The sequence below is a fragment of the Citrobacter sp. RHBSTW-00887 genome, from assembly GCF_013728095.1.
GTDB lineage: Bacteria > Pseudomonadota > Gammaproteobacteria > Enterobacterales > Enterobacteriaceae > Citrobacter > Citrobacter braakii.
Genome location: NZ_CP056267.1, coordinates 2,825,105 through 2,851,257, shown reverse-complemented (window position 1 = coordinate 2,851,257; position 26,153 = coordinate 2,825,105). Strand labels below are relative to the sequence as shown.

Genomic DNA, 26,153 nt, shown 5'->3' with positions numbered 1-26,153 from the left:
GTTTATTCTCCACAGGCGCTAAGTTGAGGAAGTTGCGCGGGCAGCGTCTGCGCATACAAACCGGCGCGTTTTACTGCATTAACTACCGCACGCGGCGTAATGGTTGCGCCAGTAAACTGGTCAAAGTCGCCGCCGTCTTTTTTCACCGCCCAGTGAGCGTCGTTACCCGCAGCGATCGTTTTGCCGCTAAAGTGGGTGATCCAGTCGGACAGTCGCAGTTCGATTTTATCACCCAGCCCTGGCGTTTCATGATGTTCGGTCACCCGCGTACCCAACACGGTACCCGAAAAATCGACACCAACCAGCAGTTGAATAGCCCCGGAATAACCATCTGGCGCCGTAGCTTCAAGAATTGCTGCAACAGGACGATCGTCCTGGCGGGCAATATACACTCGGTGAGTGCCTTTACCCAACGCCTGCGCATCGACCAGATAACAACTTTCGGACAAGTTATTATTGTAGCGATCGCCTGGCAGAACCTGATCGAACAGCGTTTTTTGCTGCAGCGCGGCCTGTTCATCAATGGTGGACTTGGTTAATTGATTGATTGCCGCGGTTAACCCCGTCGAGCCCGCTGCAAACAGCGCCAGAGTAATACCGTGTTTACGAATCGTTTTCAGCATAGGGAGTCCTTAGCGATGTCCGTACACGCGAGGGCGGGTGTAATAATCAATCAGGGGAACCGTGATATTTGCCAGCAATACGGCAAAAGCCACGCCATCAGGATAACCGCCAAAACTGCGAATCAACCACACTAACAGGCCCGCAAGTGCGCCAAAAATCAGGCGACCACGGTTGGTTGTTGATGCTGTAACGGGATCGGTAAGAATAAAAAATGCACCCAGCATGGTCGCGCCGGAAAGTAGGTGCAACTGAGGCGAGGCCAGCGAATCTGGCGAGAAAATCCAGCCTAAAGTGGCACAAACGGCGAGCGACAGCAGGAAGCTAACCGGGATATGCCAGCGAATCGCTTTCTGCCATAGCAACACGACGCCGCCCACCAGCCAGGCAAGGTTAACCCACTGCCAGCCAGCGCCTGCAAGCATGCCGTTGTAGATTGGGTATTGCATCACCTGCTCAACAGTACGTCCCGCATGCAGCGAAGTCTTAAAGGTATCGAGAGGTGTTGCCTGACTGATACCATCAATACCCATACGCAGCGTGTTCATATCCCCGCCGCTGGCGGTATGTCCGCTAAAGATAACGTTCAGGGCGTCAAAAAAACCAGGCACAGTCGCCGCAATTTCATGCGGCGGCAGCCAGCTTGTCATCTGTACCGGGAATGAGATAAGCAGCACCACGTAACCAATCATGGCGGGGTTAAACGGGTTCTGACCGAGGCCGCCATACAGCTGTTTAGCAATGATAACGGCGAATACCGTGCCTAAAACTACCATCCACCAGGGGGCGAGCGGGGGAATACTCACGGCCAGCAGTAACCCGGTGAGCAACGCGGAGTTGTCTTTTAAAATCGCGGCAATGGGTTGTTTGCGCAGTTTAAGCACGCCCGCTTCGGCGGCGATAGCGCTGATGGCGGCCAGAACTATCTGGAACAACGTACCCCAGCCAAAGAACCACAGCTGAGCGGCGATCCCCGGCAATGCAGCCAGTAATACCAGCATCATGATACGCGATGTCTGGCGCTGGTTATGGGTATAAGGGGAGCTTGCTATTCTGAATACCATTTATTCCTCGTTTACAACCTGCTGCTGGGCGGCTTTCTTTGCCTGAGCGCGTGCAATAGCGGCCGCGACGGCGGCTTTACGCGGATCCACCGGTTCGACTGTTTCCGTAGCCGTCTGCTGCTCGAGCTTGCGAGCTTTGGCACGGGCGATAGCCGCTTCCACGGCGGCTTTACGCGGATCCACCGGTTCGGCTGTTTCCGTTACGGTTTCCTGTTCAAGCTTGCGGGCTTTGGCGCGGGCGATAGCCGCTTCCACGGCGGCTTTACGCGGATCCATCGGTTCGGCTGTTTCCGTTACGGTTTCCTGTTCAAGCTTGCGGGCTTTGGCGCGGGCGATAGCCGCTTCCACGGCGGCTTTACGCGGATCCACCGATTCGGCTGTTTCCGTAACCGTCTGCTGCTCAAGCTTGCGGGCTTTGGCGCGGGCGATAGCCGCTTCCACGGCGGCTTTACGCGGATCCACCGGTTCGGCTGTTTCCGTTACGGTTTCCTGCTCAAGCTTGCGGGCTTTGGCACGAGCGATTGCCGCTTCCACTGCAGCTTTACGCGGATCGACCTCTGTGCTGCTGCCTCCTGTTTGGGGAGGGTTTTCCATCCGGGTTGCGCGAGCTTGCGCCTTACGCGCCTCGCGTGCGGCAATCACGGCACTATTGTCAGGTTTTTCGCCAGCCTGAATGACTACCGGCTGCATTGCCTGAGCCTGCTTTTCTTTTACGCGAGCCAGCGCGGCGGCAATGGCATCATGATCTTTAGCCGCAGGCTGAACGGCAGCGCTTTTGTGACGTTCAAGACGGGCTGCTTTTTCACGTTCGAGTCGCGCCTGTCGGGCTTCAAATCGCGCTTTCGCTTCAGCGGCACGTTTTTCTTCCTGACTAATGGCATAAATCTCGGCTTTTTCCTGACGGAAATACTGCACCAGTGGAATATTGCTTGGGCATACCCAGGCGCAGGCACCGCATTCAATGCAGTCCGCGATATTGTGCGCCGTTGCTTTGTCGTGCTGCTGCCCTTTACTGAACCAATAAAGCTGTTGCGGCAGGAGATCGGCCGGACAGGCATCGGCGCATGCGCTACAGCGAATGCAGCCTTTCTCTTCCGGCGTTTCTCCCATTTCACTGGCAGAGGGCGCCAGAAGACAGTTGGTTATCTTCACCACCGGTACATCCAGCCACGGCAGCGTAAAGCCCATCAGCGGCCCGCCCATAATCACCATCTGGTCGGCGGAAGGGCAGAAGCCCGCGTCATTGAGCAGATGACGAACCGGCGTGCCTAAACGCGCCCAGACGTTGCCCGGACGGCTGACGGCTTCGCCGGTCAGTGTCACGACACGTTCGGTAATCGGTTCTCCGTCAATCACCGCACGTTTAATCGCGTAGGCGGTTCCAACGTTTTGCATCAGCACGCCGATATCTGAAGAGCGTCCCCCGTGCGGAACCTGCTTGCCGGTCAGGATTTGCGTTAACTGTTTGGCCCCGCCTGACGGGTACTTGGTGGGGATCACGCGTAAGCTGATATCGTGTGAATCAGCCAGCACCGCGCGCAGCATGGAAATTGCCTGTGGCTTGTTATCTTCAATGCCCAGTAGAATTTCGCGTGGCTGAAGAATATGCGCCAGGATGCGGATACCTTCGACGACCTGCGCCGCGCAGTCCTGCATCAGGCGGTCATCAGCCGTAATGTACGGCTCGCATTCAGCAGCGTTAATGATCAGCGTTTCAATTTTATCTCCGCCGCCCTGCAGCTTAACGCCGGTGGGAAAACCTGCGCCACCCAGTCCGGCGACGCCGAACTGGTGAATACGTGCGATCAGCTCTTCCCGGCTGCGGGAACGGTAATCGGCCCAGCCGCCTCGCTCAATCCAGCGATCTTCGCCATCGGCATCAATAATAACGCTCAGCTCAGCTAATGCCGATGGATGTGCAGTAGAATGCGGCGCAATAGCAACAACGGTGCCTGACGTTGGCGCATGTACCGGAAGCATTTTACCACGCCCAAGGGTTAACGCCTGACCACGCAGCACGGTGTCGCCTACGTTTACGCACAGCTCACCCTCCGCGCCAATATGTTGTTTCAGCGGAATAACAAAGCGTGGCGCCAGCGGAACCTGTCGCAGCGGCGTACCGTTCGACTGGGTCTTCATTTCTGGTGGATGAATGCCGCCATCAAAGTCCCAGATTTTGTTTTTTCTGAATGCAGAGAATAACTTAAACATGTTGTTCCACGGGAATGATGCGCACAGGGATGGTGTTTAAATCCCATTTCCAGCTATCAGGTGTCTCGGCCACCGGGCGTAATTCGATACATTGCGTCGGGCACGGGTCAACGCACAGGTTGCACCCGGTGCAGAGATCGCTCATCACCGTGTGCATGGCGCGGGTCGCGCCCACGATCGCATCAACCGGGCAGGCCTGAATGCACTTTGTACAACCGATACAGTTATTTTCATCAATGACCGCCAGCATACGCACGGGGGTAACATCGTGTTCATCACCATCAATCGGCTGCGGGTCGACGTTCAGCAGGGCGGCAATTTTTAACATCACCGCTTCGCCACCGGGTGCGCAACGGTTGATTTTTTCGCCCTGGGAGCCGATCGCTTCAGCGTAAGGATGACAGCCCGGATAGCCGCATTGTCCACACTGGCTTTGCGGGAGAATTTCATCAATTTTCTCCACGACAGGATCATCTTCCACGGCAAAACGTCGTGAGGCGTAACCCAAAATAGCGCCGAACGCCAGACCCAGTAGACTCACTGCGGCAACGGCAATCCAGATAGCATTCATTACAACTTCACCAAACCACTAAAGCCCATAAAGGCCAATGACATTAAACCAGCGGTAATCAGCGCAATCGCATTACCGCGAAACGGAGCAGGCACGTCCGCCACGGCGAGGCGTTCGCGGATCGCGGCGAACAGTACCATTACCAGTGAGAAGCCGACGGCGGCGGAAAAACCGTATAGCGCCGACTGTAAAAAGTTATGGCCGAGGTTGATGTTCAGTAACGCCACGCCTAATACCGCGCAGTTAGTGGTGATCAGCGGTAGGAAGATCCCCAACAGGCGGTAAAGTGCAGGGCTGGTTTTGCGTACAACCATCTCGGTAAATTGCACGACGACGGCGATGACCAGAATAAAAGCCAACGTGCGCAGATAGATGAGATTGAGTGGAATGAGGATCCAGGTGTCAATCAGCCATGCGCAGATGGATGCCAGTGTCATGACAAACGTCGTGGCAAGGCCCATACCCATTGCGGTTTCCAGTTTTTTAGAAACGCCCATAAACGGGCAGAGCCCCAGAAACTTGACCAGTACAAAGTTATTGACCAGTACAGTTCCGACAAACAGCAGCAGGTAATCAGTCATTTTTCGGCCTGAAATAAAAAAGCCGCCTATTATCTGACAATCTACAACAGGCGACAACAGGTTAACTGTAGGGTTATTACGGATTCACAAACGTCGATTTAACGCGTTGCGAGCGTTTGAAATAGGGCACCAGCAGTGCTGCAGCCAGCAATGGGAACAGCAGTTGGCGCACGGCAAAGGCGTCCGGAACCGGTGAAAACGCAAACGCTTTAACCGCCAGTAACACGGAGATCAGCAGCCATAGAATATAATGCTTAGGCACACAGGCTCTGCGTTTGAAAAACGCAATCGTCAGCCACAGCGTGTAATACCACATGGCAATCGCGGTAATAAAAGAGACGCCCCATAACAGCAAATTTGCCGTACTTTGCGCACCCAGCGTTTGGAAGGTTTGCGGTGTAGCCAGCGCAGTGACATAAAGTAATAACGCCAGCGAAGCGCTCAACAATGCGACTAACAGCCAGGCCAGTGGCCCAAGTAGCCAGCCCCCGATACGTTGTGCCGGTGTGGTAGTCATCTCTTCTCCAGGTTTACGCGCGCAATCAAACATGCCATTCATTTTGGGGCAATTATTATAAAGCTTTTAACGTTGAGCGCTACTTTCTTCTTTATTGCACGTAATGCCAGACTGATTTGGGTACCTGACCAACATCAAACAGACGACCTCCTGAGATAAGCTCCGCACGGCGATGGTCTGCAGCGCGATACATATTGATAATGTCGCTATCGTCGGTGAGCGTGTAGTTAAGATGGTCGAACAGTTTTTCCAGACTTTCGAGTGAACTGATTTTGCGGAATTTTAATAAGTAATCCTGAACAGTCATAAATGGAAATCCATATTAATAAAATAATACCAACGGAGTAGTAAATATAAATAATAAACAACATGCACAGGTAAAAGCGGATTGACGTGCAAATGTGAGAAGAGTGTTCATACCTGTGGAAAAGCAGGCGCTATGCGCACCTGCGGTAAGGGTAACGCGCTTCGCTACAGCAGGCAATATGCACTGGAGTGGGATGCGGCATTATTCTCTTTTTTTGACAAAATTCGATCTTTTGCAGCCAAACCCTGCCGTTACTCGATGTTAATTGCCGGGTTATAAGGGACTGCAGATGCTTATTTCTTCTGCACAGCAGCAACGGGCTCCGGTGGCTGGTAATTGTCAATATGATTGGCAACACCCAGCAGGATCACAGAGACGGTGAGAACAATCCAACCTGCTAAGGAAGGTGCGAATAAGCAGGTCATTTCTTCCCAAGCTGACTCGCTGATTAAAATTTCGCGGATCTGGGCCGATTTTTTTCCCGCAAACACATCGAATCAGCCTATTTAGGCTATTTTTTCCACCATTTCTGGCGTTATTTCCGGTTTTTACTGAGATCTCTCCCACTGACGTATCATTTGGTCCACCCGAAACAGGTTGGCCAGGGTGAATAACATCGCCAGTTGGTTATCGTTTTTCAGCAGCCCCTTGTATCTGGCTTTCACGAAGCCGAACTGCCGCTTGATGATGCGAAACGGGTGCTCCACCTTGGCACGGATGCTGGCTTTCATGTATTCGATGTTGATGGCCGTTTTGTTCTTGCGCGGATGCTGCTTCAAGGTTTTTACCTTGCCGGGACGCTCGGCGATCAGCCAGTCCACATCCACCTCGGCCAGCTCCTCGCGCTGTGGCGCTCCTTGGTAGCCGGCATCGGCTGAGACAAATTGCTCCTCTCCATGAAGCAGATTACCCAGCTGATTGAGGTCATGCTCGTTGGCCGCGGTGGTGACTAGGCTGTGGGTCAGGCCACTCTTGGCATCGACACCAATGTGGGCCTTCATGCCAAAGTGCCACTGATTGCCTTTCTTGGTCTGATGCATCTCCGGATCGCGTTGCTGCTCTTTGTTCTTGGTAGAGCTGGGTGCCTCAATGATGGTGGCATCCACCAAAGTGCCTTGGGTCATCATGACGCCTGCTTCGGCCAGCCAGCGATTGATGGTCTTGAACAATTGACGGGCCAGTTGATGCTGCTCGAGCAGGTGGCGGAAATTCATGATGGTGGTGCGATCCGGCAGGGCGCTATCCAGGGATAATCGGGCAAACAGGCGCATGGAGGCGATTTCGTACAGGGCATCTTCCATGGCACCGTCGCTCAGGTTGTACCAATGCTGCATGCAGTGAATACGCAGCATGGTCTCCAGCGGATAGGGCCGTCGGCCATTGCCCGCCTTGGGATAAAACGGCTCGATGACAGCGGTCATATTCTGCCATGGCAGAATCTGCTCCATGCGGGAGAGGAAAATCTCTTTTCGGGTCTGACGGCGCTTAGTGCTGAATTCACTATCGGCGAAGGTGAGTTGATGGCTCATGATGTCCCTCTGGGATGCGCTCCGGATGAATATGATGATCTCATATCAGGAACTTGTTCGCACCTTCCCTAACCGAAGAATCATGATCTTACATTGATCTATGAAATCTATCAATATCGTATAATTGATCTGTAAAAACGATCGATTAACATGGGGAGAAGAGGGGGAAGATGCGAAGGGTATTGTTTTTAAAGGGTTTTAAAATGGTTCATATGCTTGGTGTTAACGTCGGGCGGCGGGCAGCGGTTAGTCTTGAATACTGCGATTGAAAGACATAACAATCTACTTTGTGCGGGGTTTCCGGCAACCATAGAGGTGTTTCGATAAGGAGCGGTGCAATAAGTACAGTTCGTAGACAGAATGAATACGATGTAATTTTGAACCCTTGCTCTACAACGCTCTGTATCAAGTTTTACGGGGGTTTTATATTGAACGATGCCTGAAGTCTGCTTTAATCGCTCTGACAAGATACAGAGCGATTCATGGCTATATAGCGATGGATTACGCTAACATTTCTGTGGGGCAATTTTACAATGGCACTAACACTTACCTTTATTCCGTCAGTTCATCGATCAGTGTTCGGGGATGATCTAGTCGTTTTTTCGCTTCCGTCATGAACTTGTCTCGGTTGATCAATATGTCAATATGGTCATGCAGTATCAAACCTTCAGATTCAAGAATTTGAATATCGTTGATAGTCTGCGCTTCAACATAAATCTTACCCTTCTTCCAGCCTGAGTTGTTTTCGATAACGATACGCTGTTTATGCTGATCGCGGTATGTGATGGTAAACAAGTTGTGTTTCTTATCTATTCTGGAGCAATCTACGCGCATAATAACGGTCTTAATGTTTGCTCTTATTTTTGTGCGTAAAGGGTTAAGTGCGTCATCAATGTCAAACTTCCTGAACTTGTCCCAACCTTCAGTGTTCATTTGCACGATTGATTCATCGTATAGTCTTTTTTCCACTATCAGACTTTGTTTTTCTTGTTCTAGTTGATCAATTTGCGAAGTGAGGCTATTAATGATCTCAGGGCTTTTAGCTGAACCTATAGCCAATACATAGTTCTCAATTTGCGATTGTATGTCCGCTATTTTCCCTTCTAAACCAGATGGTTGATATTTCGTCTGTAAGAATATTCTATCGGCTATTAGTTGTAAAATCGTCCTTTCAAGGGTGCTTGCCCTGAATCCCCACTTATTACAATCTTGATGTAAATCTCTGGATGCACATTGGTAACGGTAAGCATGTGGATGGTTTTTAAGGGTTGATTTAGCCTTAACCATGTAACATGAGCAGTGCGCACAGTGCAAAATACCAATACCGGAAAGTAATGGTATTTCTGGATTACTCTCGCGATTCGGGGCAAATCCTTTGTTTCCAACTTGGAGCTTTAACGCTTCATATTCATCTTTGCTGATGATCGCAGGGTAATAATCATCCAGAACGTATTCTGCATTGTTTACAGTGATTACTTTTCGTCCATAAATGGCAGGTTCAAGGATTCTGGAACAATGCTGCATATTCCATATACCTTTTGATTTTTTGTTGCCAATAACCGGTCCATCGTAGTTGTTTTTCAGATGTTGAAGGATCATCCGATTTGACCAACCGTCTTGTTTTAACTGGATAATTTTTTTTGCTATGGGGAACAGGACTGGATGCGGATTGACATATCCAGTACTTGAATCTGTCCACCATTTATCCGAGCCTAACTCTTTAATTGCGACTACAGGATCACCTGGTTTCCGTTCCTGGTGACGTCTGATCTTGGACAGAGCACTTGCAATGGTGCGGTGTGATTTGGTTGAACTTTCTTCGTTTGCACGGCTGAACAACATCACGCTAAACATCAGTTGCTGCAATGTCTCGGTGTTTACTTCAGTCTGTCTGTAAACCTGTTTATCAATCCCGGTAATTACCGTGATGCCATTAAGTAATAAGCTGGTGAAAAGGTTAACCGCTTGCATGGCGTTCTGGCGTGAGAAGCGATCAAGGGATTCAATCAAGAGGAAAGACCCCTTTGGGATCAAACCGGATTCAACTTGGTCTATGAAATCCGATAAAGCTCCTTCCTGAACGTTTTTACCCTTGTACGCGGATACCCCTAAATCTTGGTATTCCTCGAAAATCTCCAGATCGTACTCAGTAGCAATCTGTTTTGCCATTTCAGCAATGTAGCTCTTCTGACGCTCAATCGAACTACCTTTACCTTGTCGTTCGCTGGAGTAACGGATATATGAATATAAGCGTGGACGATTCATGGTATTGAATTTCACTGGAAGTACTGTATTTCTTAAGATTGTAACATGTGCAGACATTGGTCATCACCTCCTTGGTAATCCATTGGGGCGACAGGTATAGCTGTTTTTACGCCTCAATTCTTAATGAGGTGTATTTTACTTTAGTGTTACCGATAGTGACGCCAAGCACCGCCATCACGGTGAAGCCAAGACCGGTTAGCAGGGCGTGGATTACATACAGAACCGGAGCGACGAACAGGAATAAGAACTCGAGTGGTTCAGTTGTACCGCCGATGACACAGGCAATCAGGCCAGAAATTAATAACCCTTTAATTTTATGACGATTTTCAGGGCGTGCGCAGTGGTACATGGCTAATGCCGCACCCGGTAAACCGCCGAGGAACGCCGGCATTTTACCCTGGGACAGGAAGCGTGTTGCGCTTTCAGAGAAACCTTGCGTTGTCGGGCAGCTCAGTTGAGCCTGGAAAATAGTCAGTGCGCCGCTCACGCTATGGCCGCAGACTTCCTGTGTGCCGCCAGCTTCGGTGAAGCGAATGAGTGCCACCAGAATATGGTGCAGGCCAAAAGGCAGCAACAGACGTTCACCGGTACCAAACAGCATAGGACCAAACTCCCCCGCGCTATTGATGATGTGACCGAGTCCGGTAATGCCCATGGCGAAAACTGGCCAAATCAAGGGAATGACCAGCCCGACCAATCCCATCACCACCGAGGAGATGATAGGCACAAAGCGCGTACCACCGAAAAACGCCAGCGCATCCGGCAGACGAATGTTGTGGAAGCGTTCATGCAGCATCCAGACAATGATCCCGGCAATAACGGCACCGAGGATCCCGGTGTCGATCGACTGGATCCCCAGAATGTTTTGCACGTTGTTGGCTTTCAGGATCGCCGCATCTGTGGTGGGTAAGATACCTTTGGCGGTTAACCAGAAATTGACGGCGAGGTTCATGACCGCATAACCGACAAAACCGGCGAACGCCGCAACGCCTTTGTTCTCGCGCGCCAGGCCCAGAGGAATGGCAATACAGAACATGACTGGCAGGAAGCTAAACGCAAATGATCCAACTTTACTCATCCAGGTAAAGATGGCCTGCAGCAGCGGATTCCCCAACGCCGGGATCAGCGTTAAGACATCATGGCTGCTCAACGAGCTGCCGATCCCCAACATGATCCCGCAAAATGAAAGCAGCGCTACAGGCAGCATAAAGGTTTTGCCCAACTGCTGGAAAAATTCCCATAACGTTATTTTTGGTGTGGTTCTCGCCGTCATCAAACGACTCCTTGTAAAGGCTAGCTGACTAATGATGGCGAGAAGATAAAACGTTTTACCTAATTTTAGTGCGGTATAAATCACATTATCGAACGATAATAGGGGGTATAAATATAAGTGATTGATAAAACGTTTTATCCGTCACGTTATCAGGGAGTTTTCTGTTTTTATGGCTATAGCCAAAAAAATAACCATCCATGATGTTGCGCTGGCTGCGGGGGTTTCGGTCAGCACCGTCTCATTGGTGCTCAGTGGAAAAGGGCGAATTTCATCAGCGACTGGGGAGCGGGTGAATGCTGCTATTGAGCAACTGGGGTTTGTGCGTAACCGCCAGGCATCAGCGCTGCGCGGCGGGCAGAGCGGAGTAGTTGGTTTGATTGTACGTGATCTTTCAACGCCGTTTTACGCCGAGCTGACGGCGGGTCTGACGGAAGCGTTAGAAGCGCAGGGGCGCATGGTCTTCTTATTGCACGGCGGTAAAGATGGGGAGCAGCTGGCGCAGCGTTTCGCGATGTTACTCAACCAAGGGGTAGATGGCGTGGTCATTGCCGGGGCCACTGGCAGCAGTGATGCACTGCAACAGTTGGCCGCTGATAAAGGGATCCCGGTGGTATTTGCATCACGCGCCAGCTACATGGATGACGCAGACACCGTCAGGCCCGATAACATGCAGGCTGCACAGTTACTGGTTGAACATCTTATCCGCCACGGACACCAGCGTATTGCCTGGCTGGGCGGGCAGAGTTCTTCATTGACTCGCGCAGAGCGCGTCGGCGGTTATTGTGCAACCTTACTAAAATATGGTTTACCGTTTCATAGCGACTGGGTGTTGGAGTGTTCATCCAGCCAGAAGCAGGCCGCAGAAGAGGTAACGGCGCTGTTACGCCGCAATCCCACGATCAGCGCGGTGGTCTGCTACAACGAAATAATCGCCATAGGCGCCTGGTTTGGCCTGATGAGAGCAGGACGTCAGAGTGGTGAAATTGGTGTCGATCGCTATTTCGAACAGCAAATATCGTTGGCCGGATTCGCTGATGTGGCGGAAAACGCGTTGGACGATATCCCGATTACCTGGGCCTGTTCGCCCGCGCGTGAAATGGGATACACCCTTGCTGAACGTATGCTACAACGCATTGCCCACGATGAAGGTCATTCACGCAATCTGACGCTTTCCGCTCGTCTGGTGGCGGCGAAATAAAAAAGCCCGATAAACACTGTTATCGGGCCTGTCACCGACGAGTGATTATTGTTGCGGGATGGCAGGGGCATCCGGCTGTGTAAGAGAAGGCATACCGAACATACCAACAAACTCATCCAGCGGCATTTTTTGTCCGTTCAGCGTCACCTGGCCGTTTGCGTATTGCAGGCTGGTGCCGATAACGTTGTCCTGCAAAGTCGTAATGCGGAACATCTGACCCATCGCCGCCAGGCCATTAACCTGTTGCTTCGCCAGACCAGCCGCTTCTTCCTGCTGATATCCTTCCAGTTTGGCAATTTGCGTCATGAACTCAGTCGCCATATCGACAGGGATGGTCAGTTTCGCATCCAGCGATTTGACGGAACGATCCACTTCCTGGGCCAGCGTTTGCGGCTCCACCGTGTTTGCGGTCGGATCTTTTAGCAGCAGTGACAGATTAAATGTGGTTTCACCTTTTGCATTCTTCCAGCTCAGTGGAGCAATGGTAACAACCGGTTCGCCTTTCATCAGAATCGGTAGCGCATTAAAGAAGGCTTCGGTGACTTTCTGCTGATAAAGCTCAGGATTTTGGACCACATCAATCTGCGCCATCAGCGCTTTGGTTTGGGCGCTGTACTGCTGGCTGAACTGGTGCAGTGCTTCACCGTCAATCTGGCCAACTTTCAATGTCAGCTTACCGCTCCCCATATCCTGGCCCTGCAATTTAAGGCTGTTCAGGGTGTAATCCAACTGGCTGTTGACGGTTTTGCCATCGTTAATCAGATCGGATTTGCCATCGATACCCATGCCTTCCAGCACCGCCAGCTCTTTGCCCTCGACTGAAATCGACAGTTTTTCGAGGGACAATTTCTGATCGCCGATGCGCTCACCAAAGCTTGCAATACTGCTGGAACCTTCAGTTTTCAGGTTATTGAAAGTAACTTGTACTTTCTGATCATACTCATTGACGGCATTAACCAAGCCACTTTGCGCCTCGCCAGTCAGCGACACCGCATTACCATCCTTATCTGCCGTAAACTGGAACTCCCCGCCGCTAAAGGCCACTTTTTCGTCGCCTTTCTCGTAGTTCAGCGGTTTGAGGGAGAGATCGGAACGGGTATCCCCACTGTAGCCAATACGGGAATTAATGATGAATGGCGTCTCACCTTTGGCAATATCAAACAGCGGCTTCGTCACGTCGTTATTGACCAGCGTCGTTTTCACGGAGGCCATTGCCGGAACAAGATTCAGTGATTTCAGCTGAGCCAGCGGGAAAGGACCGTGATCCACGGTTTCATTCAGGACGATGCTTTGTCCCGGTTTCAGCCAGGAATCTGCCTGCCCGGCGACAGGTTTCACCACCAACTGCAGTTGGCTATTGAACACGCCGCGCTGGTAGTTTTGATAACTCAGTTCAATGCCCGCCTCTGGGGAGTAGCGTTTTAACTGATCGTTTGCCTGCGTCACCATCTCGGCGAGATGCGTTTCGAGTTTCTTTCCTGTGTACCAGGCGCCGCCCGTCCAGACGATACCCAGTGCAACCACCACACCCGCAGCTACCAGCGATTTTTTCATTTTGATATCCATAAAATAAAACCAGGCGTTTGAAGACGCCTGGAGGAGTGACATGTCTTTAACTCACTACAGCTTAGCAAGAGTTGTTAAAAATATCAGTATCTTGCTACAGCTTGTTATAAACCCGAGCTAAACGGCCCGTGCCGCTGACGTTTACCGGCGATTCATTCGCGCTAATAAAGGCCGACTCACCCGGCTGCAGCACCAGACGCTGCTCGCCCTTGCTCAGCACAGCTTCACCTTCGATGCAGAACAAAATGGCCGCACTTTGCTGGCTGATATCTGCGCCATTGGCGGTCAGTTCATGCAAGGAGAACGCGAAATCGTCGACCGGAATGGGGAAGTCCAGTTCGCTGTCAGTCTTAACTGGCGTGGTCAGCAGCTGATTGGCTGGCTTGGCGACAAACTTAACGTTGGCGACCAGCTCCGGGATATCAATGTATTTTGGCGTCAGTCCGGCGCGCAGCACGTTGTCCGAGTTAGCCATTACCTCCAGCGCCACACCTTGCAAGTAGGCGTGTGGGGTTTCGGCAAATAAGAACATCGCTTCGCCAGGATTGAGCTTCACCACATTGAGCAGCAGCGGGGAGAAGAGCCCGCTGTCATTCGGATAGAAATCGGCGATCAGGCGAATGGTTTGCCACGGTTCACCCTGCTGGCTGTTCAGCGCCGATTTCAGGATCGCCAGCGCATGGGATTTCTCCTCATCCTGCATATTCAGCAAGCTGGCGAAAAGATAGCTCAGACGTTCCGCGCTCGGTTCCTGCAGGAAATGCGCAATAGCCGGATGCGCGGCGGACACCGGTTGTAACAATGCGACAATGTCAGAGAACTCGCGGAATGCGTTCATCGCCAGGAACGGTGTCAAAGCAAAAACCAGTTCCGGTTTGTGGTTAGGATCTTTGTAATTGCGCTCGGCGGCATCCATCGGGATCCCCGCCGCGTTTTCTTTGGCAAATCCGATTTCAGAGTTGTGCTTGTTAGGATGAACCTGAATCGAAAGAGGTTGCGCGGCGCACAGCACTTTAAACAGGAAAGGCAGTTCACCAAAGCGTTTCGCAACAGCATCGCCTAACAGTGCGGATTTATCGTGTTCGATGACATCACGCAGAGCGACCGTCTGGCCGTTAGCGTCCAGAACCTGCGAACTGCTTTTCGGATGCGCGCCCATCCACAGCTCAGCCATCGGTTGCTGAGTGGGGTTGGCAATCCCATAAAGTTCCGTTAACGCAGTTTTACTTCCCCAGGCGTAGTTCTGCACTGAGTTGATGAGTTTTTGCATTCTCAAGCCCTGTTTCAATGTGGAATTTTCTACGGCTATTAAACCAAGAAACCCTGAGCGAAGTAACCTGCACATGTAAAAAGTCGTACTTGTCTCAGTTTTTGTTAAAAAATTGTGTAGGATATGGTGACTCGCTTTTAATACCCTGAGTAATTCCGGTTGCAGAAAGCCTTTCCTTCTACAACCCGACCTGCGGCAGGGAAGCAGGGCAATGGAACATCTGCCCAGAGAATAACCAGACCGAGCAGTAAGTGAGAACACAATGTCAAACAAACCCTTTCATTATCAGCATCCTTTCCCCCTCAAAAAGGATGATACCGAATACTATCTGCTGACCAGCGACCATGTCTCCGTTGCCGAATTTGAAGGGCAGGAGATTGTTAAAGTCGCGCCGCAAGCCTTAACGCTGCTGGCTCGTCAGGCCTTCCATGATGCATCGTTTATGCTGCGTCCTGCGCATCAGCAGCAGGTGGCCGACATTCTGCGTGACCCGGAGGCCAGCGAAAACGACAAATATGTGGCCCTGCAATTCCTGCGGAACTCTGATATTGCGGCAAAAGGTATTTTGCCGACCTGTCAGGACACCGGCACCGCGATTATCGTGGGTAAAAAAGGTCAGCGCGTCTGGACCGGCGGCGGTGATGAAGCTGCGCTGGCGCGCGGTGTGTATAACACCTACATCGAAGACAACTTGCGCTATTCACAAAACGCCGCGCTGGATATGTATAAAGAGGTGAACACCGGTACCAACCTGCCGGCACAGATAGATTTGTATACCGTCGATGGCGATGAATACAAATTCCTGTGTATTGCCAAAGGCGGTGGCTCGGCGAACAAAACCTATCTGTACCAGGAGACCAAAGCGCTGCTTACGCCGGGCAAATTAAAAAATTACCTGGTTGAGAAGATGCGAACGCTGGGAACAGCGGCCTGTCCGCCGTATCACATTGCGTTTGTGATCGGTGGAACGTCAGCGGAAGCCACGCTGAAAACGGTGAAACTGGCGTCGGCTAAATATTACGATGAGCTGCCGACCGAAGGTAACGAACATGGTCAGGCATTCCGCGATGTGGAGCTGGAAAAAGAGCTGCTGATTGAGGCACAGAATCTGGGGCTGGGCGCGCAGTTCGGCGGGAAGTACTTCGCTCATGATATCCGCGTGATCCGCCTGCCGCGTCACGGTGCGTCGTGTCCAGTTGGTATGGGCGTTTCTTGCTCAGCCGATCGAAATATCAAAGCTAAGATCAACCGTGAAGGTATCTGGATCGAAAAACTGGAGCATAATCCTGGCAAATATATACCAGAAGAGTTGCGCCAGGCGGGAGAAGGCGAAGCGGTACGCGTTGACCTCAATCGTCCGATGAAAGAGATCCTGGCTCAGCTGTCGCAGTACCCGGTTTCTACACGTCTGTCGCTTAACGGTACCATCATTGTTGGCCGTGATATTGCGCATGCGAAACTGAAAGAACGGCTGGATAACGGCGAAAGTTTGCCGCAGTATGTTAAAGATCATCCGATCTATTACGCTGGCCCGGCAAAAACGCCGGAAGGCTATGCCTCTGGTTCGCTTGGACCAACCACGGCAGGGCGTATGGATTCGTATGTTGACCAGCTTCAGTCCGCAGGTGGCAGCATGATCATGCTGGCAAAAGGCAACCGCAGCCAGCAGGTGACCGATGCCTGTCATAAGCATGGCGGCTTCTACTTAGGCAGCATTGGCGGCCCGGCAGCGGTGCTGGCCCAGGGCAGTATCAAGAGTCTGGAGTGTGTGGAATACCCTGAACTGGGGATGGAAGCCATCTGGAAAATTGAAGTGGAAGATTTCCCGGCGTTTATCCTGGTGGATGACAAAGGCAACGATTTCTTCAAGCAGATTCAGACGTCGCAGTGCGCACGCTGCGTTAAGTAACGTCAGCCGCCCTTCGGGGCGGTTTTTTTTACCGCACGAACCACCAAACGACAGATTAATCCTCGTTAATACTCATAAGACCAATGCAAATGGGCAATGTCGAAACATAACCTAATCAATTGTTAATGTAAGGAGCAGGTAATGGTAACGGTACGCCGCGAGAATGATTCAATGGGGGCGATTGATGTTCCAGCCGATAAGCTTTGGGGCGCGCAAACCCAACGTTCGCTGGAGCATTTTCGTATCTCTACGGAGAAAATGCCGGTCTCGCTGATCCATGCGCTGGCGCTGACGAAACGCGCCGCAGCAAAGGTTAACCAGGATCTCGGGCTGCTGGCGGAGGATAAAGCCAGGGCTATTATGCAGGCCGCAGATGAGGTGTTGGCGGATAAACTCCGCGATGAGTTTCCGCTGGCCATCTGGCAAACCGGGTCAGGTACGCAAAGCAATATGAACATGAACGAGGTGCTGGCAAACCGGGCCAGCGAGTTGCTGGGCGGCGTGCGGGGGATGGAACGGAAAGTTCACCCCAACGATGATGTTAATAAAAGCCAAAGCTCGAATGATGTGTTCCCGACCGCAATGCACGTTGCCGCGCTGCTGGCGCTGCGTAACTCACTGATCCCGCAGTTAAATGTGTTAACCAAAACGCTCAGTGATAAATCACACGCTTTCGCGGATATCGTCAAAATTGGTCGTACACATCTGCAAGATGCAACCCCGCTTACGCTTGGCCAGGAGATTTCCGGCTGGGTGGCAATGCTCGAACATAACCTCAGACACATTGAAAACAGCTTACCCCACGTGGCGGAACTGGCGCTGGGGGGAACCGCGGTAGGGACCGGACTGAATACGCATCCGGAATATGCCCGTCGGGTCGCGGATGAATTGCGGGACATTACCTGTGCGCCGTTCGTTACCGCACCGAATAAATTTGAAGCGCTAGCCACCTGCGATGCTCTGGTTCACGCCCACGGCGCGCTAAAAGGGCTGGCGGCGTCGCTGATGAAAATCGCCAACGATGTGCGCTGGCTGGCATCCGGTCCGCGTTGCGGGATTGGCGAAATTTCGATTCCAGAAAATGAACCGGGCAGCTCCATTATGCCGGGTAAGGTCAATCCTACCCAGTGTGAAGCGCTCACCATGCTTTGCTGTCAGGTAATGGGCAACGATGTCGCCATCAACATGGGCGGAGCGTCAGGTAATTTTGAGCTCAACGTTTACCGACCAATGGTCATCCACAATTTCCTGCAGTCGGTGCGTCTGCTGGCTGACGGTATGGAAAGCTTTAACGAGCACTGCGCGACAGGAATCGAGCCTAATCGTGAACGAATCGATCAACTGCTCAACGAGTCGCTAATGCTGGTGACCGCGCTCAATACCCATATCGGTTATGATAAAGCCGCTGAAATTGCCAAAAAGGCGCACAAAGAGGGGCTGACGTTAAAAGCCTCCGCCCTGGCGCTGGGGTATCTAACCGAAGCGGAGTTTGACAGCTGGGTACGCCCGGAACTGATGGTTGGCAGTATGCGGCCAGGCAGTTAATCCGCAACGTACAGGTGCAGCCGGGGAATAATCAATCTCAACGGCTGCGCCTGAGGTTTAAAACGATGCTGAACATTGTCGGCATCATAATTCAGTAACTCGCCGATATCTGGTACGGTCATGCCGTTTTCATTGTTGAGCAACGCGATCAAGGGCGTCGGGCAGGCATATTGCACCTGCTTTTGTTCTCCTTTGTACCAGACGCGGGCGATGGGCTGCACTTTTACCGGCCGTTTAATCTTCAGGCGCGCCTGCTGGCCCAGGGCGGCGACATCCTGATATTCCCGTTCAAGCTTCGCCTGCCACTCTTCCCGCGTCCAGGGATGTACGCTGCGCGGCGACGTCAGGCTTTTTTCCAGTTGCTGTAGTACTTCATCGCGTTTCAGATTTTTAATAATGTGTTTGTTGGCCCAGCCAAATCGCAGGGTGGCAGGCTCTCTGACAAGGGTGAGCGTACGATAGGCATTCAGCGTAATCAGTCCCGGCAGGTGGCGATGCACCCATTCGAAACGCGCTGCCGGTGCCAGCCCTGATTCCACCGTGACAATGCGCTCGAAGGTGGTTTTTAGCTGGTTAATACGCTGTATTTGCTCTTCCAGAGCGCGCTGAGCTGCGTTATCTACCTGATAACACAGTACGCCTGGCAGGCGGACGGCCGCTTTACTGCTACGATTCTCGGACTGTTGCTGGATAAACAGATGACGATAGTGGCGTAGCGCCAGCGTTTCAGCCTCTTTACCTAAATGTTGCTTAACATCAATGTTCTGCAGTGGGGCATGCTCTGCCTCTTTGGCCACTTCCGGTAACGAGAAGACGCGCGCAATCAGCAGCGTCTGCTGCAACAGATTGTCGTTCAGAAGCGCCAGCTCTTGCTCCATCTGGCGGAAGGTGCCGTTCAGGCGGTCGACGAGATCGTAACGGGCCATAGATTTACCATTTTAGTTACAACATACTTTTTTATAGCACAACCTCCACCATTTGACCACCGAGCCGAATGGGTCAGGCAGCTGAAATTTCAGGAATGTTATGCCAGACGGGCCAACTGAAACAAAAGCGGGCGCCGCCGAGTTCACTTTCATCACAGACGACCGTACCGCCCATAGCCAATGCGATCGAGTGAACAATGGCTAGCCCAAGCCCGCAACCACCGGTCGCCCGGTCACGGCTGGGGTCAAGGCGTACAAACGGTTCAAAAACCTGTTCGCGGGCGTCTGGAGCAATACCGGGACCGTCATCCTCCACAACCAGCGTTGCCTGATTGCCATTCAATAACAGGCTCGCTTGCACCGTAGACTGGCTATAGCGCAGGGCGTTATTCAGTAGATTATCCAGTACGCGCTCCATCAGGCGCATATCCAGCGCGCCGTAGTCGCCAATATTAAGATGGCGTAAGCGCACCGCACGCTCAGGGTTTACGCTTTGCACATCCTCCAGATGGGTTGTCAGCCAAACGGCCAGGTCTGGTACGCTGAGCTTCAGTTCATTTTGCGGGCGGTCCAGCCGGGCATAGGTCAGTAATTCTTCGATTAACCCTTCCAGTTGGCCAATATCGCGATTCAGCGCCTGGGATTCCTGCGCGGTGAGGTTATCACTCATTTCCAGCCGGTAACGTAAGCGTACCAGTGGGGTACGAAGCTCATGGGCAATGCCATCGATAAGTTGTTTCTTACTGGCGATTAGCGCATTGATATTGTCTGCCATCTGGTTAAACGCGATACCCAATCGCTCAAAGCTGGAACCGCTGTCAAAATGGAGGCGTTCGCCCAGATGTCCTTCCCCAAAACGCTGTGCAGCAGCTTCCAGTCGCAGCATTTCCTGCCAGTGCGGACGCATCCAGATAAGTACCGGAAAGGCCAGTGAGATAGCAATAAACGCCATCAACGCGATGTCCAGCAAACGCATTTGATGGAGAAAATAGAGATAGGGAAGCGGGCCGACGGCCAGCACGTAATGGCTGCGTGGGATCCGTTGAATAAATGTGTACTGATCGTCAAGCGCCACGATATCGCCTTCGCGCAAACGTTGCATTGTTTGAACGTCCAGCGTGTACTTATTTAACGGTTCAATGCGCAGGTCAAAGGAGAGGTTCAAATCCATCTCTCCTTCAGCGTTTTACCCCAGTCACGTGCCGGGATCTCGCGAAGCTCGCTGCGCATCAGGTATAACGAGCTTTTCATTAAATCGTCGAGCGATTGTCTGCCTGCGCGCTCTGCGGTGAATTTATAGACCAGGCCGACCAGCAGGGTCATCACCAGAAAGCAGACAAACAGCAGGAGATAAAACTGTACAAACAGCTTCTTCATGAAATACCACCGGAACTTCAATACGTTAACTAGTGCGCATCTTCCTCTGGGGGCGGCTGGGGGACACTGCTGTATCCACCGATTCGCTGGTTCAGGAATGCTATCTGATCACCATCAAGCGCGTTTATCCAGGCAGAGTACACTGTATAAACCATTTCTGCATTCTCGTGCCCCATCTGATTTGCAATAAACGCAGGGTTGGCTCCAGCGGAGAGCATCCAGCATGCATAAATATGCCGGGTTTGATATGGACGACGATGACGCACGCCAGAACGCCTGATGGTTGTCTCCCAGAGTGAGCTTATCGAATTAACAGGCCTGTTCGCCTTTCTCCTGCCGTGGCATAAATACGAAGTGAAGCTGGTGGATCTAAGTTTTTCCGAATTCACGTATCTGGATTTCTACAGGAACTTTGGGGAAGTTACTCGTTAATATATGTTGGGCCCTCATGGCCTCACCTGTTGGCGACGCGAGCATCATGCTACTGCAACAAACAGGTTTATCAGCGGTTAGTGTATGATGGTTTCACACCTCGCTCGTTACGTTCAACTGAATGGCTGTTATGAGCGAGGTGCGAATTAGGCTTCCTGACTGTTTATATTATAACTTATCTACTTACAGTAGGAATGTGCATTGTCTCTATTTCAATTCGCACTGATTTTCAAGCAACTTCTGGAGCAGCATTAGAATATTTACAAAATCCTTAATCCACGGAATCCATCTGGATTGGCCCCTATATTTCCATACACTTTTTATCACTTAACCCATGACTGGTTCGTCGCCGCAGATATTCCCGTGGCGAACGATACCCCAGTGCACTATGCGGATGCCATTCGTTGTAATGTTCGAAGGCCTCCGCAAGGTTCTTTACCGCTGTTAACCCGTCGGGTTTCGGCATGATGCTGATGTAATCGCGCTTCATCGTTTTCACGAAGCTCTCTGCCATCCCGTTGCTTTCCGGGCTACGTACCGCCGTATGTTTAGGCTCCAGTCCTACCATTCTGGCGAACTGACGCGTCTGATAAGAACGGTAGGCTGAACCGTTGTCTGTCAGCCACTCAACTGGGGATGTCGGCAGGCTGTTACCGAAGCGACGCTCCACGGCACCCAGCATGACGTCCTGCACGGTTTCACTGTCATATCCACCGTTACTGGCCGCCCAGTAAAGTGCCTCGCGATCGCAACAGTCCAGAGCGAACGTGACCCGCAGTTTTTCACCGTTATCACAGCTGAACTCGAAGCCGTCAGAGCACCACCGCTGGTTACTTTCTCCAACGGCCACTTTCCCTGTATGCGCCCGCTTCGATGGCGGTATTTCCGGTTTACGCTCAAGCAGCAGCGCATTCTGACGCATGATGCGGTATACGCGTTTGGCATTGATCACCGCCATGTCGTCAGTTTCTGATTGTCTGCGCAGCAGTGCCCATACCCGACGATAACCATAGGTGGGCAGATCGCCGATAACGGTATGGATACGGGCCAGCGCGTCAGTATCATCAGGCTTGCGCTTGCACCGACGATCCTGCCAGTCCTTCGACCGACGGGCCATGGCATGCAGTTGCGCACGTGAGACCCGGAGGCAACGACTGACAAGGCTTATTCGCCATCCTCCGGCAACAAGGGCACGTGCGCTATCCACTTTTTTTGTCGGCCATATTCAACGGCTTCTTTTAGCAGCTCGTTTTCCATGGTTTTCTTGCCCAACAGGCGCTGCAGCTCTTTAATTTGCTTCATCGCAGATGCCAGCTCCGACGCGGGCACAACCTGTTCTCCTGCGGCAACGGCTGTAAGGCTGCCTTCCTGATACTGCTTACGCCACAGGAACAGCTGACTGGCAGCAACGCCATGCTGACGGGCGACCAGCGACACGGTCATTCCGGGCTCAAAACTCTGCTGAACAATGGCGATTTTTTCCTGAACACTTCGCCGTCTGCGCTTCTCTGGACCTAAAACATCAATCATTCGGACTCCAACGACTAGTCTAAAAACTAGTATTAAGACTATCACTAACTTAAGTGATACCAACTGTCTGGAGATTCAGGGGGCCAGTCTACCATCTTAGTAATATGTCAGCCGCAGGAGAATTCAGGGTTGCTAGAATTTCATCAAGTGGTTTTTTAACATTTTTGTTGTAGTATATACATACATCTTCAAAATCTTTCGGAGCTACATTGTTAACTGAGTCACTTAGTTTTTTTATATCATCAAGGAGATTGATTACAATATCTTGGCTTTTATTGTCAGACATAGATACCTCGGCTATATATTTGAATATCCAGCGGAATGCTTTCTTACCACTAACATGATAGTTAACTTTCAGATGTTGGTATTGAAGTATGGTTGTTAGGTTTATCCCATATAGTTAAGTTGGCGAGTCTAAGTTTTTCAAAAATACCCATGTTTTTATTTATGGTAATGTCTTGTTTTTTAGTGTTAAAATTTAATTAGTTAAATAAATCGTTTTTATGTCAGGTTGTTTATTAATGGCTCGGCTACATCCCCGGGTTTAGGATGAAGATCCACTTAGGTGATGTGGCCTAACAAAGCGAATTGGTGTCTTATTAATATTAGTGAGTTGACCACTCCAGGCAAGTTGATATAAGTTTTTTAAATCTTTCTTGTCTGTGTCTGTTAGTTCACTAAGTGCACCATAGTTCATAATAGAAAACGCGGTATGTGTACCAAATACTTCTGCTGGCCAAGCTTGTTCTTGGAGTAGTGCGAAGAAATGACGAAGCCCGAATACATGGCCAAATTCATGGGTGAGTGTATCTGTTTGCTCTTTTTCAGACTGTTCGAATATTTTTGGATAGATAACCAACTCATGCTGGCCAGCATCTGGGAAGAAGGCACTTGCTAATGTACAACCGTTGATGTCGCAATCATCTGCATTACGAACTGCGATTTCAAAATCCCAGTTATCTATATGCTCAGAGAACATAACCGGAACCGCATCACCCCATGCCAAAAGTGCTTTTCCAATGAGCGTTCTGACTTTATCTTTTATTCCTCCAGGGTCTACTAATGCCGCAAGTGATGACTCCTGAAATCTCCAATGAAGAGTGGTTCCTTTTTCCCAGAGAGCTATGAAGCCATCCGGTTTGTTAATGACAAGTTCCAACGGACACTTGTTGTCCGGCGTTATGTATCCGCGAGTCTCTGTTTGACACTTAAAACCTTTACCAAAGGTATGGACATGACTCACTGTGGCCTTCTGGAGATCTTTTCCTGTAAGAAACTGCAAAGTGTGGGTTATGGTTTTCGCTGGTTTTGTGTTTTTACTTACCTTCATATAAACCCCCATTAGTTTTTGGCTTTTTCAAGTGACTCTGCGCGATATGGTTATTTAGCGCACACTTTTGGAAAGCAAATTATCATGAGATATAAAATGATCATAAAACATAGCTATGAACATTGGGCATTAACTAGAACTGGTAAAACGAACTGTCATCCAAGGATGTAAAATACATGATCTACATAAAGATTATCTAGTATATTACTATTATGGTTTAAAGGTAAATGAAAGAAATAATACGATTATATTAATTTCATTTTTCACATTAGTAATGATGTTGTAATGTGTTAGTGAAAGGCATGCAATAACTCGAAGACAAAAGTATGATGACTGGAATCAGCTAATGGGATGCTTACGAGAGCGGTACTGTTCACCCCGTTCGGTTATTGGGCGTTTTTGCAATACTTTAGGGAGAGATTCTGGAGAAAATTTGTGGGCATTAGGACATAAAAAGGGGAATTAACCTGTCAGTTTTGTTTGAGTTTGTCAGTTAATGAACTTGAAGTATTTCATTATTTAGTAGGCATATTTTTGATAGTTAAATAATTTCTCTTTACCTCGCTATCTAAAAATGTAAAACACTTTCTTCATCTAAATCATCAGACGCTCAAAAGCTTGGCAAATCTAATCGAGAATTTGCAGGTGTGGGATAACCATTGAACGCCGTCAAGAACATAAGTGCAGTAGATTACACTGTATCAATTATTTCTGCGTTCTCATGGTACACTCGGCGCTCTGGTGCTTATGACGATAATGCGACTTCGATACACTCTGAGATATTTCGCGACTAAAAATATGAATTTCAATCGCTGTTGTTATTTACTACTCATTTGCACGGCGTTAGGCTGCATTTTCACCTCGCATCCTCTTGTTATATGGTTTTTGCTCACCAACATACTGACGTTGGCAATGTACGGTGCGGATAAAATGGCAGCGCGCAGGGCCTGGCGCCGAGTGCCGGAGTCCACTTTGCTGCTGTTTGGCGTTATTGGCGGGTGGGGTGGCGCGATAGCCGCTCAACAACTCTTTCGCCATAAAACACAAAAACAGCCATTCAAAACCTACTTCATTATCAGTGTGATAGTGAATGTGTCTGTCATCGGAGCGGCCTATCATTTCTATCCCATTTCATCCTGGTGAACGTCAGTGACAGGCAGCCTGCTTACTTGAGACAGGAAACGTACTTTTCACCTGAGCGCTGCACGATGTCATCGGCATTTTTCGTTATGTCTTTCCCTTCAAACGCGCCATAAAGTTGCTTAAATTTCACCGTACTCAGGCGGTGGGTAATGTCGCTGACCGTTGCGGCTGGCAAGGGCAACATATTGGGGTAGCTCCACATAAAGGAGACGGCATGCGCCCCAGGGGTGACCTGAACGATATCGCCGGAAAGCACCACGCCTTCATCTCGCGCCCAGTGCAGAACGCAACCGCCAGCAAAGTGTCCGCCAAGGCGTATCACACTGACGTCGCGTGTCAGTTCCAGGGTGTCGCCATCCCAAAATTTAATCCACGGGCTGTCGCGCATTACCCACTTGCGGTCGTTGGCATGGAGATAAATGGGAGCGTTAAATTCGTCAGCCCAGTCTTGCATGGTGGTGTAGTAATGAGGATGCGAAATCGCGATGGCCTTAAGCCCGCCCAGGGACGTTATTAGCATTTTTGTGGCGTCGTCGAGCGTGGCAATGCAGTCCCATAAAATATTGCCTTCCGGAGTACGCAGAATAAACGCCCGTTGATCAATTGCAAAACCAGGAACGGTGCGGATGCTGAGGAGGGTGCTGTCATGTTGCCGCCACTTATTTGTGTGCGAAGCACAAAGTGCGGCAAAATCGACCCATTCCTGCCCGTTCGCGGGAACATACTGACGTTCGTCCTGGCAGATATCGCAATGTTCAGGAAGGGCGTCTGCCACCTCATAGGATGTTCCACAGGCTTTGCATAACGTGATCATCGTGTCTTCCTCTATTGAAAAAACACAGTCAGCATGGCACACCGATACGCAAGGGTGTGCCCTTTAGTGCTCTACACGATAAGCCAGGAATGGTGGCGTGGGTCGTTGTGGCCCAACCAGCAGAAAGCAGGAATAATGTCTACACCGTCCCTGTCGAGGGTCATTTCCGGCGAA

22 protein-coding genes and 2 pseudogenes are annotated in these 26,153 nt (G+C 50.7%); 4 read left to right on the top strand and 20 right to left on the bottom strand.

The genetic code is table 11. The features are described 5' to 3' along the window. Positions 1 to 2: 2 nt before the first annotated feature. The 11 genes and pseudogenes from rsxG to malX all read right to left on the bottom strand — a co-directional run. Positions 3 to 623: an electron transport complex subunit RsxG gene (gene rsxG, locus HV314_RS13580; protein ID WP_016153006.1), complete on the bottom strand. Its 621-nt coding sequence runs from the start codon at positions 621 to 623 to the stop codon at positions 3 to 5. A 9-nt stretch (positions 624 to 632) separates the two neighbouring features. After that, the gene (gene rsxD / locus HV314_RS13575; protein ID WP_047417613.1) at positions 633 to 1,685 is read right to left on the bottom strand and encodes an electron transport complex subunit RsxD; all 1,053 of its coding nucleotides are present in this window, start codon (positions 1,683 to 1,685) and stop codon (positions 633 to 635) included. Continuing rightward, positions 1,686 to 3,896, bottom strand: coding sequence for an electron transport complex subunit RsxC (rsxC, locus tag HV314_RS13570; protein ID WP_181545827.1), 2,211 nt, complete (start codon positions 3,894 to 3,896; stop codon positions 1,686 to 1,688). Beyond that, positions 3,889 to 4,467: an electron transport complex subunit RsxB gene (rsxB, locus tag HV314_RS13565; RefSeq protein WP_006684670.1), complete on the bottom strand. Its 579-nt coding sequence runs from the start codon at positions 4,465 to 4,467 to the stop codon at positions 3,889 to 3,891. Before rsxB ends, rsxC begins: the two co-directional genes overlap by 8 nt. Then, positions 4,467 to 5,048: an electron transport complex subunit RsxA gene (rsxA, locus tag HV314_RS13560; protein ID WP_003029144.1), complete on the bottom strand. Its 582-nt coding sequence runs from the start codon at positions 5,046 to 5,048 to the stop codon at positions 4,467 to 4,469. Before rsxA ends, rsxB begins: the two co-directional genes overlap by 1 nt. Positions 5,049 to 5,124: 76 nt before the next feature. After that, positions 5,125 to 5,565 carry a DUF2569 domain-containing protein gene (locus HV314_RS13555; protein WP_101700685.1) on the bottom strand — a complete coding sequence of 147 codons (441 nt, stop codon included), beginning with the start codon at positions 5,563 to 5,565 and terminating at the stop codon, positions 5,125 to 5,127. A gap of 91 nt (positions 5,566 to 5,656) precedes the next feature. Next, positions 5,657 to 5,872 (bottom strand): transcription modulator YdgT, encoded by a 216-nt coding sequence (ydgT, locus tag HV314_RS13550; RefSeq protein WP_003832804.1) that lies wholly within the window; start codon positions 5,870 to 5,872, stop codon positions 5,657 to 5,659. A 293-nt stretch (positions 5,873 to 6,165) separates the two neighbouring features. Further along, positions 6,166 to 6,297: a division septum protein Blr gene (blr, locus tag HV314_RS13545; protein WP_181548106.1), complete on the bottom strand. Its 132-nt coding sequence runs from the start codon at positions 6,295 to 6,297 to the stop codon at positions 6,166 to 6,168. A gap of 123 nt (positions 6,298 to 6,420) precedes the next feature. Further along, a complete protein-coding gene (locus HV314_RS13540) occupies positions 6,421 to 7,401 on the bottom strand; it encodes an IS5-like element ISKpn26 family transposase (RefSeq protein WP_000019441.1) in 981 nt (326 codons plus the stop codon). A gap of 552 nt (positions 7,402 to 7,953) precedes the next feature. After that, a complete protein-coding gene (locus HV314_RS13535; protein WP_013096884.1) occupies positions 7,954 to 9,723 on the bottom strand; it encodes a recombinase family protein in 1,770 nt (589 codons plus the stop codon). Positions 9,724 to 9,808: 85 nt separating this feature from the next. Further along, positions 9,809 to 10,939: pseudogene (malX, locus tag HV314_RS13530) on the bottom strand (PTS maltose transporter subunit IICB); the annotation flags it as partial. A 169-nt stretch (positions 10,940 to 11,108) separates the two neighbouring features. Between malX and HV314_RS13525 the strand changes: the two are divergent. Further along, positions 11,109 to 12,137 (top strand): Mal regulon transcriptional regulator MalI, encoded by a 1,029-nt coding sequence (locus HV314_RS13525; RefSeq protein WP_181545825.1) that lies wholly within the window; start codon positions 11,109 to 11,111, stop codon positions 12,135 to 12,137. 45 nt (positions 12,138 to 12,182) lie between these two features. Here the strand turns inward: HV314_RS13525 and HV314_RS13520 are convergent, their stop codons facing one another. Then, positions 12,183 to 13,691 carry a YdgA family protein gene (locus HV314_RS13520; protein WP_029139531.1) on the bottom strand — a complete coding sequence of 503 codons (1,509 nt, stop codon included), beginning with the start codon at positions 13,689 to 13,691 and terminating at the stop codon, positions 12,183 to 12,185. 106 nt (positions 13,692 to 13,797) lie between these two features. Next, positions 13,798 to 14,973 carry a mannose-6-phosphate isomerase gene (gene manA, locus HV314_RS13515; RefSeq protein WP_049041450.1) on the bottom strand — a complete coding sequence of 392 codons (1,176 nt, stop codon included), beginning with the start codon at positions 14,971 to 14,973 and terminating at the stop codon, positions 13,798 to 13,800. 262 nt (positions 14,974 to 15,235) lie between these two features. On the opposite strand from manA, the gene fumB reads away from it, so the two are divergent. Both fumB and fumC read left to right on the top strand, forming a co-directional pair. Beyond that, the gene (fumB, locus tag HV314_RS13510; protein ID WP_016153017.1) at positions 15,236 to 16,882 is read left to right on the top strand and encodes a class I fumarate hydratase; all 1,647 of its coding nucleotides are present in this window, start codon (positions 15,236 to 15,238) and stop codon (positions 16,880 to 16,882) included. A 141-nt stretch (positions 16,883 to 17,023) separates the two neighbouring features. Continuing rightward, the gene (fumC, locus tag HV314_RS13505; protein ID WP_181545823.1) at positions 17,024 to 18,427 is read left to right on the top strand and encodes a class II fumarate hydratase; all 1,404 of its coding nucleotides are present in this window, start codon (positions 17,024 to 17,026) and stop codon (positions 18,425 to 18,427) included. Here fumC and tus read toward each other — a convergent pair. From tus to HV314_RS13475, 6 genes and pseudogenes are all read right to left on the bottom strand, one after another. Beyond that, positions 18,424 to 19,353: a DNA replication terminus site-binding protein gene (gene tus, locus HV314_RS13500; RefSeq protein WP_019076745.1), complete on the bottom strand. Its 930-nt coding sequence runs from the start codon at positions 19,351 to 19,353 to the stop codon at positions 18,424 to 18,426. The genes fumC and tus overlap by 4 nt on opposite strands. Positions 19,354 to 19,426: 73 nt before the next feature. Next, positions 19,427 to 20,730: pseudogene (gene rstB / locus HV314_RS13495) on the bottom strand (two-component system sensor histidine kinase RstB). Positions 20,731 to 20,759: 29 nt separating this feature from the next. Next, positions 20,760 to 21,119: a tyrosine-type recombinase/integrase gene (locus HV314_RS13490; RefSeq protein ID WP_249417750.1), complete on the bottom strand. Its 360-nt coding sequence runs from the start codon at positions 21,117 to 21,119 to the stop codon at positions 20,760 to 20,762. A gap of 344 nt (positions 21,120 to 21,463) precedes the next feature. Beyond that, positions 21,464 to 22,692, bottom strand: a protein-coding gene (locus tag HV314_RS13485; RefSeq protein WP_110129298.1) for an IS3-like element ISEc36 family transposase whose coding sequence is annotated in 2 segments (ribosomal slippage) — positions 21,464 to 22,377 and positions 22,377 to 22,692 — 1,230 coding nt in all. Because the reading frame shifts where the segments join, the coding sequence is not laid out codon by codon here. Between the two features lie 88 nt (positions 22,693 to 22,780). Then, entirely contained in the window at positions 22,781 to 22,978 is a 198-nt protein-coding gene (locus tag HV314_RS13480) for a hypothetical protein (protein WP_181545821.1), read from the bottom strand. Positions 22,979 to 23,236: 258 nt separating this feature from the next. After that, positions 23,237 to 24,022, bottom strand: coding sequence for a matrixin family metalloprotease (locus HV314_RS13475; RefSeq protein ID WP_181545819.1), 786 nt, complete (start codon positions 24,020 to 24,022; stop codon positions 23,237 to 23,239). A 798-nt stretch (positions 24,023 to 24,820) separates the two neighbouring features. On the opposite strand from HV314_RS13475, the gene HV314_RS13470 reads away from it, so the two are divergent. Next, entirely contained in the window at positions 24,821 to 25,165 is a 345-nt protein-coding gene (locus HV314_RS13470) for a DUF1294 domain-containing protein (protein ID WP_181545817.1), read from the top strand. 22 nt (positions 25,166 to 25,187) lie between these two features. Here the strand turns inward: HV314_RS13470 and HV314_RS13465 are convergent, their stop codons facing one another. After that, on the bottom strand, positions 25,188 to 25,979 hold the full coding sequence (locus tag HV314_RS13465; RefSeq protein WP_181545815.1) for an MBL fold metallo-hydrolase: 792 nt from the start codon (positions 25,977 to 25,979) through the stop codon (positions 25,188 to 25,190). Between the last annotated feature and the right edge of the window lie 174 nt (positions 25,980 to 26,153).

Excerpts from the sequence above, each read along its gene's own strand:
- rsxD (WP_047417613.1), bottom strand. The coding sequence starts at position 1,685 with ATGGTATTCAGAATAGCAAGCTCCCCTTATACCCATAACCAGCGCCAG.
- HV314_RS13475 (WP_181545819.1), bottom strand. The coding sequence starts at position 24,022 with ATGAAGGTAAGTAAAAACACAAAACCAGCGAAAACCATAACCCACACT.
- tus (WP_019076745.1), bottom strand. The coding sequence starts at position 19,353 with ATGGCCCGTTACGATCTCGTCGACCGCCTGAACGGCACCTTCCGCCAG.
- rsxB (WP_006684670.1), bottom strand. The coding sequence starts at position 4,467 with ATGAATGCTATCTGGATTGCCGTTGCCGCAGTGAGTCTACTGGGTCTG.
- fumB (WP_016153017.1), top strand. The coding sequence starts at position 15,236 with ATGTCAAACAAACCCTTTCATTATCAGCATCCTTTCCCCCTCAAAAAG.
- manA (WP_049041450.1), bottom strand. The coding sequence starts at position 14,973 with ATGCAAAAACTCATCAACTCAGTGCAGAACTACGCCTGGGGAAGTAAA.
- HV314_RS13535 (WP_013096884.1), bottom strand. The coding sequence starts at position 9,723 with ATGTCTGCACATGTTACAATCTTAAGAAATACAGTACTTCCAGTGAAA.
- HV314_RS13555 (WP_101700685.1), bottom strand. The coding sequence starts at position 5,565 with ATGACTACCACACCGGCACAACGTATCGGGGGCTGGCTACTTGGGCCA.
- HV314_RS13480 (WP_181545821.1), bottom strand. The coding sequence starts at position 22,978 with ATGTCTGACAATAAAAGCCAAGATATTGTAATCAATCTCCTTGATGAT.
- rsxG (WP_016153006.1), bottom strand. The coding sequence starts at position 623 with ATGCTGAAAACGATTCGTAAACACGGTATTACTCTGGCGCTGTTTGCA.
- rsxA (WP_003029144.1), bottom strand. The coding sequence starts at position 5,048 with ATGACTGATTACCTGCTGCTGTTTGTCGGAACTGTACTGGTCAATAAC.
- ydgT (WP_003832804.1), bottom strand. The coding sequence starts at position 5,872 with ATGACTGTTCAGGATTACTTATTAAAATTCCGCAAAATCAGTTCACTC.
- HV314_RS13520 (WP_029139531.1), bottom strand. The coding sequence starts at position 13,691 with ATGAAAAAATCGCTGGTAGCTGCGGGTGTGGTGGTTGCACTGGGTATC.
- HV314_RS13465 (WP_181545815.1), bottom strand. The coding sequence starts at position 25,979 with ATGATCACGTTATGCAAAGCCTGTGGAACATCCTATGAGGTGGCAGAC.
- HV314_RS13470 (WP_181545817.1), top strand. The coding sequence starts at position 24,821 with ATGAATTTCAATCGCTGTTGTTATTTACTACTCATTTGCACGGCGTTA.
- fumC (WP_181545823.1), top strand. The coding sequence starts at position 17,024 with ATGGTAACGGTACGCCGCGAGAATGATTCAATGGGGGCGATTGATGTT.
- HV314_RS13540 (WP_000019441.1), bottom strand. The coding sequence starts at position 7,401 with ATGAGCCATCAACTCACCTTCGCCGATAGTGAATTCAGCACTAAGCGC.
- HV314_RS13525 (WP_181545825.1), top strand. The coding sequence starts at position 11,109 with ATGGCTATAGCCAAAAAAATAACCATCCATGATGTTGCGCTGGCTGCG.
- rsxC (WP_181545827.1), bottom strand. The coding sequence starts at position 3,896 with ATGTTTAAGTTATTCTCTGCATTCAGAAAAAACAAAATCTGGGACTTT.
- blr (WP_181548106.1), bottom strand. The coding sequence starts at position 6,297 with ATGACCTGCTTATTCGCACCTTCCTTAGCAGGTTGGATTGTTCTCACC.